The organism is Streptomyces sp. NPDC001020 (assembly GCF_053599115.1).
The window spans coordinates 1-12,519 of the sequence record NZ_JBSFLQ010000031.1 but is presented as its reverse complement, the minus strand read 5'-3'; the positions used below and the strand labels follow the sequence as shown (position 1 = coordinate 12,519).

The 12,519-nt window shown below is 70.3% G+C and carries 10 protein-coding genes; 1 reads left to right on the top strand and 9 read right to left on the bottom strand.

All coding sequences use genetic code 11. The annotated features are described in order from the left end of the window. Positions 1-95: 95 nt before the first annotated feature. From ACWDEX_RS26135 to ACWDEX_RS26095, 9 genes are all read right to left on the bottom strand, one after another. Positions 96-1,235, bottom strand: coding sequence for a zinc-binding dehydrogenase (locus tag ACWDEX_RS26135; RefSeq protein ID WP_450466466.1), 1,140 nt, complete (start codon positions 1,233-1,235; stop codon positions 96-98). Next, positions 1,232-1,534, bottom strand: coding sequence for a putative quinol monooxygenase (locus tag ACWDEX_RS26130; protein WP_450466464.1), 303 nt, complete (start codon positions 1,532-1,534; stop codon positions 1,232-1,234). Before ACWDEX_RS26130 ends, ACWDEX_RS26135 begins: the two co-directional genes overlap by 4 nt. Positions 1,535-1,540: 6 nt before the next feature. Further along, on the bottom strand, positions 1,541-2,203 hold the full coding sequence (locus ACWDEX_RS26125) for a glycerol-3-phosphate responsive antiterminator (protein WP_450466462.1): 663 nt from the start codon (positions 2,201-2,203) through the stop codon (positions 1,541-1,543). A gap of 46 nt (positions 2,204-2,249) precedes the next feature. Next, on the bottom strand, positions 2,250-3,803 hold the full coding sequence (locus tag ACWDEX_RS26120; protein ID WP_450466460.1) for an FAD-binding oxidoreductase: 1,554 nt from the start codon (positions 3,801-3,803) through the stop codon (positions 2,250-2,252). Then, entirely contained in the window at positions 3,800-5,473 is a 1,674-nt protein-coding gene (locus ACWDEX_RS26115; protein ID WP_450466458.1) for an FAD-dependent oxidoreductase, read from the bottom strand. Before ACWDEX_RS26115 ends, ACWDEX_RS26120 begins: the two co-directional genes overlap by 4 nt. Positions 5,474-5,546: 73 nt before the next feature. Continuing rightward, positions 5,547-7,124, bottom strand: a complete 1,578-nt coding sequence (locus ACWDEX_RS26110) for an FGGY family carbohydrate kinase (RefSeq protein ID WP_450466456.1) — start codon at positions 7,122-7,124, stop codon at positions 5,547-5,549. Positions 7,125-7,235: 111 nt separating this feature from the next. Then, a complete protein-coding gene (locus tag ACWDEX_RS26105; RefSeq protein WP_450466454.1) occupies positions 7,236-8,666 on the bottom strand; it encodes an MFS transporter in 1,431 nt (476 codons plus the stop codon). A gap of 320 nt (positions 8,667-8,986) precedes the next feature. Next, positions 8,987-9,628 carry a response regulator transcription factor gene (locus tag ACWDEX_RS26100; protein WP_450466452.1) on the bottom strand — a complete coding sequence of 214 codons (642 nt, stop codon included), beginning with the start codon at positions 9,626-9,628 and terminating at the stop codon, positions 8,987-8,989. Then, positions 9,616-11,598, bottom strand: a complete 1,983-nt coding sequence (locus ACWDEX_RS26095; RefSeq protein WP_450466450.1) for a histidine kinase — start codon at positions 11,596-11,598, stop codon at positions 9,616-9,618. Before ACWDEX_RS26095 ends, ACWDEX_RS26100 begins: the two co-directional genes overlap by 13 nt. 148 nt (positions 11,599-11,746) lie before the next feature. Between ACWDEX_RS26095 and ACWDEX_RS26090 the strand changes: the two genes are divergently transcribed. Beyond that, positions 11,747-12,109 carry a hypothetical protein gene (locus ACWDEX_RS26090; protein WP_450466448.1) on the top strand — a complete coding sequence of 121 codons (363 nt, stop codon included), beginning with the start codon at positions 11,747-11,749 and terminating at the stop codon, positions 12,107-12,109. The last annotated feature ends 410 nt before the right edge of the window (positions 12,110-12,519 follow it).

Sequence of the window (12,519 nt, the reverse complement as noted above, 5' to 3'; positions counted from 1 at the left end):
GTCGGTGGTCCCAGGGATGCCGCAGGGCGGTGACGGCGCTCCTTCCATAACGGGAAGGAGCGCCGCCGGGCCACCTGACGGTGCGGCGTGCTGGATCAGACGTTCAGCATCCCCGATGTGTCGATGACCTGACGGATCGCCCGGCCCGAGGCCAGTTCCTCCATCGCCGTGTTGATGTCGGTCAAAGGCAGAGTGCCGGTGTGCATCCGTTCCACCGGCATGAGGCCCGCTCGCCACAGGTCCAGGAACCGGGGTATGTCGCGGCGCGGTACCGCGTCGCCCATGTACGAGCCCAGCAGGGACTTGCCCTCGCCCGCGAACGCCAGCGCCGGGACCTCCAGCACTCGGTCGGGGGCGGGCAGGCCCACGGAGACGACCATGCCGCCCCGGGCCGCGGCCGTCAGACACTCGGCCATCACCTTCGGGACGCCCACTGCCTCGACCGCCAACTCGACTCCACCAGAGGTGAGTTCACGAATCGCCTCGACCGCCTCGCCGGGGGCGTACGCGTGGGTCGCGCCCATTCGGAGGGCCAGCTTGCGCTTCTCCGGCACCGGGTCGACTGCGATGACCGGGTACGCCCCCGCCGCGCGGGCACCCAGCACCGCGGACAGACCCACGCCGCCCAGGCCGTAGACCACCGTCGACTGGCCGGGGCGCAGAGCCGCCGTGTTGATGACCGCTCCGGCACCGGTCAGGACCGCGCAACCGAACATCGACGCCACCGTGAACGGGATGTCCTTCGGGATCGGCGCCACCGACTCCTGGGCCAGTACCGCGTGTTCGGAGAACGCGGAGACACCCAGCTGGTGGTGGACCGGGGCGCCGGAGGCGTCGGTCAGCAGCGACGGGCCGTGCAGCAGCTCCCCTGACCCGTTCGCCGCGGCGGCCTGTGCGCACAGGGCGGGCCGGCCGGCCGCGCAGTCGACGCAGAAGCCGCAGCTCGGCACAAAGACGAGGGCCACGTGGTCACCTGGACGGACCCGGCTCACGCCCGGTCCGGTCTCCTGTACGACGCCCACCGCCTCGTGCCCCAGCGCCATCGGTAGCGGGCGGACCCGGTCGCCGTTGACCACCGACAGGTCCGAGTGGCAGAGCGAGGCGGCCGCGATCCGGACCAGCACCTCGCCCTCGCGCGGGGCGCCCAACTCCAGCTCCTCCACCTCGACGGGGCGGGTCTCGCCGTAGGGGCGGGCGGTCGACACGGCGCGCAGCACCACCGCACGGGTCTTCATGCCCGCACCTCGGGGCGCGGGGCGCAGCGCAGCACGTCACGAGTCTCCAACAGCGGGACGACCTGGCCGAGCACGATGTCCTTGAAGTGCGGGGAGGCGCAGTGCGCGGTGAAGTCGGCTTGGGAGACGTACTCCTCGTACAACACGATCGCCCGCGGGTCCTCGGTGCCCTGGTGGACGCGGTAGGCGAGGTTGCCCGGCTCCTGGCGGGACGCGGTGGCCATGGTGTCGAGCAGGGGGAGGACGGTGTTCTCCTCGCCTTCCTTGGTGCGGTAGCGGGCGACGACGACGTATGACATGAGGGCTTACTCCTGGGATGGTGCGGCAGGCCTCTTCAGAGCGGCGGGCGCAGCCGGCGGCAGTTGGTCCCGGCGCAGGTGCCAGAGGCGGGGGTCGGACGTGGCGGCGGCAACGGACCCGAGTGCCAGTGCGAGCGCCACGTCCGCGGGGGTCTCCACGAAGCCCGCGGCGACCGACGGGGACATGGCGCGCAGTGCCTGCTCGCTCATTCGGGCGACGATCGGGGCGGGCATGATCTCGACCAGGTCCGGCGCCCCGCGCGAGATCGCGTCCGTGGAGCGGCGCAGGTTGGACCGGTCGGTGACGAACACCTTCATCATCGTCAGCAGGCCGAGCGGCCGTCCCTTCTCTATCAGCGAGAGCCGGGTGCTGACCACGCCATGTGCGCCCATGTTCTTGATGAACTCCAGCGCGCCCCGGTCCTGGGCCAGACCGGGGCTGCTGTCCACGTTCACGAACACGGTCTTCCCCGCCCGGCACAGCGCCGGCACGACCTGGGGCAGCTGCCCCACGGCGAGCGACGCGACGATGCACGCCTTGGCCGGTGCGGTCAGGAACTGCCGCAGCGGCTGGGTGCCGACGACCGACGCGATGACCGGGACCTCGGCCAGCGCGGAGACCAACCGGGCGTCGAGTGCGGCACCGGACCGGGAAGGGAAAGGAGTCATGGCAAGGGCCTACCTGGTGGGGATCAAGGGTCCGTGGCTGCTGAGGTCAGTTCAGCGGAGACGTACCGAAACGGCTGGGCAGGCCCAGCTTGCCAGGGTTGAGGATGCCGGCCGGGTCCAGGGCCTGCTTCATCGCGACGAACGTGGCGAAGCCTGCCCCGAGGGATTCCTCCAGGTAAGGGCCGCGCAGCAGCCCGCAGCCGTGGTGGTGGCTGAGCGCCGCGGCGTGCTTGATGAGCACGGCGTTGGCCGCGTCCCACACCGCGCGGTACCAGTCGCGGCGCGCCTTTGGCGCCACGTCTCCGCGGAGTGAGAAGTAGACACAGGCGCCGTCGGTGTACGCGTGGGACTGGTGGGCCGAGGCGGCCAGGGTGCCGTCCACCGCCTGGATCGCGGCGACGACCTCCTCGTAGATCACCGGGAGGTCGGTCCAGGACGCGGCCATCTCCAGGGTGTCGGCGACGAAGCCCGGACCAGGGGTGAAGCCCTCGGCGGACTTGCCGACCAGCATCCGCTCGTCCAGCCAGCGCTCGAAGACGGCCTGGCTGTCCAACTCGGGGCCGTACTCCTCGCAGACCTCCCGGGCCACCTTGATCGACGCGTCGACGATGGCAGGGTCGCCCTCGTCGGCGATGAGCAGGAGGTTGGTCTCCGGGTGGCCGAAGTGGGTGCCCGACTCCAGGGCGTCGTACAGGCGCAGGACGGCCGGAGTGGCACCGCGCTGCATGATCCTGCGGCAGGCGTCCAGACCCTCCGCGAACGTCTTGAAGCCGTACGCGACGGCGCTCGCGTACTCCGGCAGCGGGTGGACCCGCAGGCGGGCCGAGACGATGACGCCGAGAGTGCCCTCGGAGCCGACGAACAGCTGGCGCAGGTCGGGGCCGACCGCGGCGCGGGCGTAGTCGCCGTACGTGGCTCGGGTGCCGTCCGCGTGTACGACGTCGACGCCGACGACCATGTCCTCGATCTTGCCGTACCGGGTCGAGAGCTGCCCGGCGCCGCGGCAGGCGATCCAGCCGCCGACGGTGGAGACGGCGAACGCGGACGGCCAGTGGCCGGTGGTGACGCCGTACTCCTCCTGAAGCTGCTTCTCGAAGAGGTCACCGAACATGCCGGCCTGGACGTCCACGACGTTCGACTCGGCGTCGAAGCCGGTGATCCGGTTCAGCCCACACACGTCGAGGACGACGCCGCCGAAGACGGGGAGCGCGGCGCCGGTGACGTTGGAGCGGCCCGCGGACGGGGTGACCGGGATACCGGCCTCATGGCAGATCCGCAGTACGGCCGCGACCTGGTCGGCGTCGGCGGCCTCGACGATCACGGCGTTCGGGGTCGCGGGACGGCCCTCGGTCTCGCCGATCATCGAACCGGCCCACCAGTCACGAGTCCGGGTGACGACCTCGTCGCGGGAGGTGTGCACCGCGTGAGCGGCCTCGCGCAGCGCCTCGACCACGGATTCGGGGACCTCGACCGGGTTCACCTGGAGCGCGGCCTCGCCGTCGCCGATCGGGGTCTTCTGCGCCCATTTGGCGAAGCTGGGGGCGCCGACGGTGTAGTTGCCCCGGTTGAACGGGTGGGTGATGGTCTGACGGCTGATCATGTTGCTGCCCCTTCCAGGAGTACGGACTTTTCATGACGGACGGCTGCGAGGTACTCGGCGACCGAGCGCTCGACCTCCGCGTCCGTGAGGTTCAGTTCCCGGCCGAGGATCGCGCCGACGACCTCGGCGGCGTCGGCAGAGGCGTCCCGGGCGAACAGCCGGGCACGCGTGCGGCGGGAGAGGACGTCGTCGACCGACCGGGCCAGCTCGGCGCGGGCCGCGTACACGACCTCCGCCTTCGTGTAGGGGAGTCCCGCGACGATCGGCTCCGCCAGCGAGGGGTCGTCCTGGATGAGATCGCCGACGAAGCGGGCTTCGGTGCCGAAGCGCTCGCCCAGGTGCGCGGCGATGCCGCCGGACGCGGCGACGGCCTCGGAGTCGTAACCGGCGCCGCCGAGGAGCGGGAGGTCGGTGGTGCGGCTCTTCCCCTTGCGGCCGAGGACCGTCATCACCTTGTCGATGACCAGCTCGCCCATGTGCCGGCTTGTGGTGAGCTTCCCGCCGGTCACGGTCACCATGCCGGTGCGGCCGACGGTGATGTGGTGGTCACGGCGCATGTCGAGAGTGGCGCCCTCCTTGCCACCGACCAGCGGGCGCAGACCGCCGATGGAGCCGACCACGTCGTCCGGGGTGAGTTTCCCCTCGAAGGCGGTGTTGGCGCCCTCCAGCAGGAATTCCATCTCCTCGCGGGTGCAGTGCACGTCGTCCAGGGAGCCCTGGTAGTCCTCGTCCGTGGTGCCCAGCACGACGTTGTTGCCCCAACGGGTGCAGGTCGCCCGGCGGGCCCGGCCGGGGATCGGCACGGTGACCGTGCAGTTGATGCGCACCTTGTCCCACGGCACCACGATGTGGACGCCCTTGGCGGGCCGGACCTGCGGCTTGTGACCTTCGTCTGCCTTGGCGTCCAGGTCGTCGGTCCACACCCCGGTGGCGTTGACGACGGCCCGCGCGCGGACGTCGATGCTGTCGCCGTCGGCCAGCACCCGGGCACCGGACACCCTGCTCGCCTCCATCAGCAGGCCTTGCGCCCTCGCCCCGTTGAGGACCGTCGCACCGAGCGCGGCAGCGGTACGGACGATGGTGAGGACGAGGCGGGCGTCGTCGGTACGGGCGTCGAAGTACATCAGCCCGCCCTTGAGGTTTTCGGCGCGCAGCGTCGGCGCCTGAGCGAGTACCTCGGGAACGGTGAGCCGCTGGTGGAGCTTGCCGATGCGCCATCCGCCGACCAGGTCGTACGTCCACAGCAGGCCCTCGAAGCCCTTGGCGAGGCGGGCGTCGAACACGCCCTCCTTCTCCAGGATCGGGAAGAGGAACGGCAGCCGGTGCACCAGATGCGGGGCGTTCTTCCGGAAGCGGTGACGCTCCAGGAGCGAGTGCCGGACCAGATTGACGTTGCCCTGCTCGATGTAGCGCAGGCCGCCGTGCACCATCTTCGACGACTTCGACGAGGTGCCGGAGGCGAAGTCGTCCTTCTCGACCAGGGCTGCGCGCAGACCGCGCGAGGCGGCGTCGAGCACGGCGTACGCTCCGGTGATGCCACCACCGATGACGAGTACGTCGTACGTGTCGTCGGCCAGCCGGCGCTTGATGGCGGCCCGGTCGAGCAGCAGCGGCGTCCGGCGGGTCGCCGCGGCGTTGCGCCGCGGTTTCCGGGCGGGCATGGTGATCACAACATCAACTCCTGGTGTTTCGGTTCGGCGGCCCCCGTCGGGTGCGGGGCGCCGGTGCGACGGCCCCGGGCCGTCAGTGGGGGGTGTGAGGTTCGGGCGCACCCGCCCGGAGGGGGAGCAGTGCGGGGTCGTTCAGATGGGCGATCAGCACGTCGCGCCAGGCGACTCGCAACTCGGTGCGCTCGCCCGCCGAGATCGACGGTTCGAAGACCCGGCCCCGCTCCTGCGTGTCGACGACCTCTTCGAGCGAGGACCACAGACCTTGGGCGACCCCGGCCAGATACGCGGTGCCGCGCAGGCTCGCGGAGGCGGAGTCGGAGACCCGTTCCAGCGGCAGACCGGTCAGGTCGGCCTGGATCTGCATCAGCGGGTCGCTGCCGGAAACGCCGCCGCCGACCCGGAGCCGGGTGAACGGTGTGCCCATGGTGTCGGAGACCCCGTCGATCAGGTCGCACACCGAGTGCGCGATCCCGTCGAGCGCGGCGCGGGCGAGGTCGGCGCGCGTGGTGGCGAGGGTGAGTCCGGTGAGGGACGCCGTGGCCTCCGGGTGCCAGACCGGTGTACGGATCCCGGCGAACGACGGGACGAGAAACGGGGTGCGGCCCGGTCGGCTGGGGACCCGGCCCGCTTCCTCACCGAGTTCCTTCGGCGACGCGAACAGCCCCAGGTCGTCGCAGAGCCAGCGCAGCGCGGAACCCACGGTGGAGGTGTACGCCTCCAGGCTGTAGTGGCTGATGTCGCCCTGCCGTCGGCCGGGATGGGCGAGCACACCGGAGATGTCCGGCCGGGGCAGGGCGGGGGTGGTGCCGGTCGCCGCGTCGACGAACGCGCCGGTCCCGTACACACACATGCCCTGCCCAGCCGCGAGTCCGCCGAGCGCGACGAGTGCGGCGTGCTGGTCGCCCATGGAGGCGGCCAGCGGGACGGCGATGCCGAGCGCGGCCGGGTCGGTCGTGCCGAAACCGGCGTCATCGGAGCGGAGCTGTGGCAGGAGATCGAGCGGGAAGCCGAGGTGGCCGATCCACTCCTCGTCCCAGGCGTGTCGCTCCAGCAGGTAGCCCGCGGTGGACGCGGCGTTGGTCGGGGTGGTGGCGTGCACGGCGCCACCGGTGAGGCGCCAGATCAGCCAGGTGTCGACGGTGCCGAAGACCAGCCGTCCCGCCCGGTACGCCTCGGCCACCTCCGGGTGTGCGGTGATCTGGTGGGCGGCCCAGAGGAACGGGGAGCGGGCCCCGACCGGGCGGCCCTGCCGGGCCAGCAGCACCGCGTCCCACTCCGCCTCGTAGGCGGTGAGCTCGTGCGCGTTGCGCCGGTCCTGCCACACCACGGCAGGCAGCAGAGGTCGCCCGGTGACCCGGTCCCACAGCATCGCCGTGGCCCGCTGTGTCGACAGCGCGACCGAGGTGATCTCGATGCCGTCCTCGCGCGCCCTGCCGACGGCCCGGCGCGCCACCTCGACGGTGGCGCCCCAGATCTCCATCGGGTCCTGCTCGACCGCGAGGTCATCCGGATGGCTGACCTTGATCGACCGGTAGAACACCTCGTGGGTGGCGCCCGAGTCGAGCACGATTCCGGCCCGGGTGCCCGTGGTGCCTTCGTCGATGGACAGCACACCGCGCCGTGGGGAGGCGCCGGGGAACGTCTGCGTCATGGCAGCCCTTTCAATCGAGCATGGCGAGCGAGCCGTGCGGAGGAGCGAGACGGATGCGGAGGGGAGGGGAGAGGGGGAACCGGCGTGTGGTGCGCCGGGTCCGGCGGCAGGTCAGCGCGCGGGCACGGCGAGCGTGGCAGCAGTGTCGCGGTCCTGCCCGGCTGTCTCGTCGGGCGAAGCGGCCTTCGTCGGGTCCCACTTGATCAGCAAACAGGTGATCAGGCCGATCAGCGGCACGACGGACAGCACCAGGAAGGTGTCGGCGAGTCCGAGCGAGTCCTTGATCTGCGGAAACACATACAGGCCGACGACACTGCCGAAGCTTCCGACCATTCCGGTGACACCGGTGCCCAGGGCGCGGACGTCACTGCTGTAGGAGAGCGCGGCGATGGACTTGCCGTTGGCGCCAGGGCCCGACGAGTGGCAGAGGATGAACAGCACCGGCAGCAGGAACGCCACGGCCGTGGGCACCTTCTCGAAGGTCAGGCCCATCGCCACCAGGGCCACGAAGACCCCGGCGAAACCGTAGGCGGAGCTGAGCCGCAGCCCGAGGCGGCGGCCGAAGTACGCGGACAGCAGCCCGCCCGCGATACCGAAGGCGTTGAACACCATCGAGCCGACGGTGGCCTTCTCGAAGCTCTCGCCGAAGATCGTCAGGCTGATCAGCGGGAGGTACCAGCCGACCGCGAAGTACTGCATCGACTGCCCGAGCGAGACCACCGAGGAGAGGACCGTGCGAGGCAGGTACTCGCCCTTGAACAGGATGCCTGCCTGACGGAACCCGATAGCGGGTGCCTCGGCCGCGGTGCGGGTCACCGCGTCGGGCGTACCGGCGACGGCCTTGATCCCGTAGATCCGGTCCAGGTTGGCGACGGACTCGTCCAGTCGGCCCTTGCTGGCCAGCCAGGTGGGGCTCTCCTTGAGCATCAGCGCCTGGCCCAGCAGCAGCGCGACGGCGACGACCGAGGCCGAGCCCACCGACCAGCGCCAGATGTCGGCGCCGACGTCCAGGTTGAAGAAGACCAGGGCCAGGGCGAGGTTGCTGGTGGTGGCGACGTACCAGACGGCTTGCCACAGGTTGAGCCGGCCGCCCAGCTTCGCGGGCGTGTACTCGGCGAGCAGCGCCATGGCGACCGCGAAGTCGATGCCGTACGCGATACCCACCAGCACCCGGCCGAGCCAGACGACGGTGAAGTCACCGGCGAACGCGGCGAGTAGGGCACCCCCGACCGCGAACACCTTGGCGATGAGCAGCGGGGGAACGCGGCCGATGCGGGTGGCGAGCCAGCCGCCGAGGGGGTTGAAGATGATCGCCAAGGCCGGAGCGGTGGCCGTGAGGATCGAGACCTGGGTGCTGGTGAGCTCCATCTGGGACGTCATCGGTCCCAGACCCGCGCTCAGCGCCGCGTTCGAGTAGGCGTCGAGGAACAGCCCGCCGAACACGAGGAACCAGAGGACCTGAGCCCGGCCGGTGATCTTTCCCAGCCCATCGATGAGCGCAACGACGTCGGCGACGCCTCTGACGCTCGGACGTTGTGCCATGAATCCCGCCTTCGAGGAAGACCTACCGGCGGCACGGGGGCACAGAAAAGGGCACGACGAAGCCACCGACAGGTGGTCTATGTCTGTGCCTGTCAAAACACTGCGGAAAGCGCCGCAGCACGTGAACTGCTGGAACTGCCAATTACGCGGTGCAGTGAGGTTAAGAACGAGCAAGGAGAAACGTCAAGGGTTTCAGCCAGGTTACCGAAACGTGACGGTGTCCAGCGGCCCCCGGCTGGCGGTGGACGCAAAGGGGTGCAACCGGCAGGCCCATGAACGGGGTCGGGGCGCCGCACGGTCACACCGCCGTGCCGGTTGCGTCAGGGCTGGTTGAGGTAGAGGAGTACGGCTAGTACACGGCGGTGGTCCTCTGTGGAGTTGCTCAGGCCGAGTTTGGTGAGGATCGAACTGACATGGGTTTCCACTGTGCGGTGGGTGAGCCACAGCCGGCGGGCGATGCCGACGTTGGTGCGGCCCTCTGCCATCAGGGCCAGTACCTCGCGTTCCCGGGTGGTCAGGGGTGCCAGCGGGTCGGTGGCTCGGTGTGTCCCGATCAGGCGTGACACTACTTCTGGGTCGAGGGCGGATCCGCCGGCTGCCACCCGGCGCAGGGCGTCCAGGAAGTCGTCGATGTCGAAGACGCGGTCCTTGAGGAGGTAGCCGAACTTCCCTTGGGACACCAGGTCGACGGAGTGGCGGGTCTCGATGTGCTGGGAGAGCAGGACGATCCCGAGTTCTGGATGGGTGTCGCGGATGTGGCGGGCTGCGCGGACGCCGTCGTCGGTGAGATCAGGGGGCATCCGGATGTCGATGACCGCCAGGTCGGGGTGGGTGGCTGTGACCGCCGAGATGAGTTCGGGGGCGTTGTGTGTTTTGGCCACGACCTCGTATCCGGCATCGGCCAGCAGGCGTGCCAGGCCTTCGCGGAACAGGGCCGAGTCCTCGCCGATCACCACGCGCATGGCAGTACCGCTTCCACGAGGGTGCCGCCGCCCGGCGGGCTGGACAAGTGCAGTGTGCCTCCGGCCGCTTTGACCCGGTCGGCGAGCCCGGCCAGTCCGGCGCCGGGACGTATGGCTGCGCCGCCCGGTCCCTTGTCGTCCACTCGTACCGTGACCTGGTCGTCGGCGAGGCTGACGTGGACGCCGATCGGGACGGGGCCGGCGTGTTTGACCGCGTTGGTCATCGCTTCGCTTGCCACGTAGTAGGCGGTCACCGTCACGTCGTCGGGTAATGCGTCGGCGCAGACTTCCAGTGTCACTGGTACCGGTGCCTGGCCGGCCAGCATGGCCAGTGCGTGGCTGAGCCCGTCGTCCAGGCTGCTGGGGCGCAGACCGTGGGCGATCTGCCGTAACTCGACGACTGCTTGGGCCAGTTCGGCAACTGACCGGTCGAGTAGGTCGTCGACGTCGATCGTGCTGTCGTGCAGGTGGCGCTGTGCCAGCCGGATTGCCATGCCCAGGGAGACCAGGCGCTGTTGTGCTCCGTCGTGCAGGTCGCGCTCGAGTCGTCGCCGTTCCTCGTATCCGGTGTGCAGGAGCCTTTTGCGGCTGGCTTCGGCCTCCTGCAGTGCCCGGCTGACCTCGATGCGCAGCCGGACCACCTCCACCAACAGTGCGCAGGCGCCGGCCACTTCGCGCAGCAGCTCCCGGCTGCCGGTGGTGCCCCGAATGATGGCTCCGATGTCGTGTCCTGCGAGCTGGACCGGTGCCATATGTGCCTGACCTGGGTTCAGCGTCGTGCCCGTCGCGTCGACGAGCCCCAAGCCGCCGGGAAGTCGGTAGCCGACCCGGAGGAGGGGATCGTGCAATGCCTCGCGCAGTGCTTGTTCCAGTTGTTCCGGGCGGGCTTGCCCGGCGTCCATACGGTCACGTAGGCCTTGAACGGCTGTCAGCGCGGCCTGCCGGGCGGGGTAGAACCGCTTGTCGACCCATCGCTTGAGTCGGATGCGCAGTGGGGACAGCGCGGCGGCGCAGACGGCGGTGGCCGCGGCGGCCGCGGCCGGTGAGGAGCGTGCGGCACTCAGCCCGGCCACGAACGAGGCGGCCGTGTAGAAGCCCAGCAGAATGGTGGTCACCAGGCCGTAGGTGACGGTGGTGCTGATCGCCCGGTCGATGTCGTAGAGGTCGTGCCGCAGTACCGCGATCGTGGTCGCGGCCGGAATCGTCAGGGCTGTCGCCGCCAGGCCGAAAAGGGCCAGTTCGGGTCCGCCCAGGAACAGGTAACCGGCCCAGCACAGCAGCAGGGTCAGTGGCAGGAAGACGGCACCGAGCGCGAACCACTTGAGCTGGGCGCGTTTCACCTCGTCGGTGGCCCGCCGGTAGCGGACCACCACCGCTGCCGCGGACGCGATGAGCAGCCCGAGGAAGACCGGCAGCAGCGCGAACGCCACCGTGCGCAGTACCGAAGGCCAGGGTTCGGGCACTTGAAGAGGGCGACCGGTCGCTTCGAACGGCGGCCTGAACGGTGCCGGGTCCAGCGCCGCGATCAGCATGAACAACGGCGGTACGGCCAGCAGACCGGCCGCCACCCACCGCCGGCGCCGTCCCGGTAGCCTCCCGTCGGGGAAGACCAGCATCAGCAGCGCGGCCGGAACATACAGGAACATCCAGTCGCCCTGCGACAGGGCCGCGTACCACTGTGCCCACCCAAGTCCCCTGCGCCGCGCGAGGACCAGCGCGCACAGCTCGCTGACCGTAAGCCACACCGCCGTCGCGCCGACCAGCACCAGCAGCAGACCGACCGCGCTGTGCGGACGGCGTACCGCCACCACGACGCCCAGTACGACGGAGGGCAGGCCGAACGCCACACTGATCACGAACGCAGTGGTGGCACCCCTGTCACCGCCGAGCACGGCCAGGACCACTCCGGCAGCCGCCAGCACGCTCGTGAGGGCCGCGGCGGCGACAGCGAACAGACCCCGAGTTGCCACGCGCTCAGGGTAGGGCCGGCGCTCACCAGGAGTGAATACGTGGCAGCACGGAGAACGGTTGCGGGCCGGCCCCGATCCGCGGCCCCGGCCGCCGAACCCAGACTGCGGGCACGACACCGGCACTTCGTCCCTCACCCAGGAGGACCACGTGAACCGCACCCGCCTTCTTGTCACCGGACTGGTCCTGTCCGGCCTGCTCGGGCTCATCGACGTGATCTCGCTGCCGCTCGGCGACGGTGATCACCCTCCGTTTGCGGTGGCCGTCGTGGGCGCCGTACTCGGACTGATCACCCTGGTCGGCATCGCTCTGGCCTGGCGGGGCAGCCGCGCCGGCGCGGTGGCCGTGATCGTCACCCGACTGCTGTCGGGGCTCAGCGCCGTTCCGGCCTTCTTCGCCGACGACGTCTCCGCAGCGCTGGTCGGCCTGGTCACGGTCGCCCTCCTTGTCACCCTGGTCGGCGTCGCGCTGGTCGCCTCGGCACTGCGGCCACGTCCCGTGACGCAGGGCTGACCACGACCGTCGCCACGGCGGACACCACCATCGGCACGCCCGGGCGTGTTCGAGATGGTGGTGTCCGCCTGCGACCTGCGCGGCTTCGGGGAGGATGACGGCGGCGCTGGCGGTCCTCGCATCGCTGCCCGTGCTCACACTGGCCGGACATGCGCGTCCTGCCGTGCCGTGCTCCCGTTGCCCACGGTTACTCGACCGCCACGGCGCCGAACTCCTCTTCCAGACGCCGGCCGAACGGGCACCACGGGTCGGCGACAACGGGGGCGAACACGTCGGCAGCGGGGCGCCGGCCGTAAAGACGACCGGGGCCACCGCACTAGACGAGTCTTTCCGAATGCCTGCGGGCATGAGGCGAGGGTGGTCAAGATCCGTTTGTGACGACGAACATGACCACCCTCGTGACCGCACTG

What these genes read in the sequence shown, in the direction of transcription:
- ACWDEX_RS26110 (WP_450466456.1), bottom strand. Translation starts at nt 7,124, where the DNA reads ATGACGCAGACGTTCCCCGGCGCCTCCCCACGGCGCGGTGTGCTGTCC.
- ACWDEX_RS26120 (WP_450466460.1), bottom strand. Translation starts at nt 3,803, where the DNA reads ATGATCAGCCGTCAGACCATCACCCACCCGTTCAACCGGGGCAACTAC.
- ACWDEX_RS26100 (WP_450466452.1), bottom strand. Translation starts at nt 9,628, where the DNA reads ATGCGCGTGGTGATCGGCGAGGACTCGGCCCTGTTCCGCGAAGGCCTG.
- ACWDEX_RS26130 (WP_450466464.1), bottom strand. Translation starts at nt 1,534, where the DNA reads ATGTCATACGTCGTCGTCGCCCGCTACCGCACCAAGGAAGGCGAGGAG.
- ACWDEX_RS26105 (WP_450466454.1), bottom strand. Translation starts at nt 8,666, where the DNA reads ATGGCACAACGTCCGAGCGTCAGAGGCGTCGCCGACGTCGTTGCGCTC.
- ACWDEX_RS26135 (WP_450466466.1), bottom strand. Translation starts at nt 1,235, where the DNA reads ATGAAGACCCGTGCGGTGGTGCTGCGCGCCGTGTCGACCGCCCGCCCC.
- ACWDEX_RS26125 (WP_450466462.1), bottom strand. Translation starts at nt 2,203, where the DNA reads ATGACTCCTTTCCCTTCCCGGTCCGGTGCCGCACTCGACGCCCGGTTG.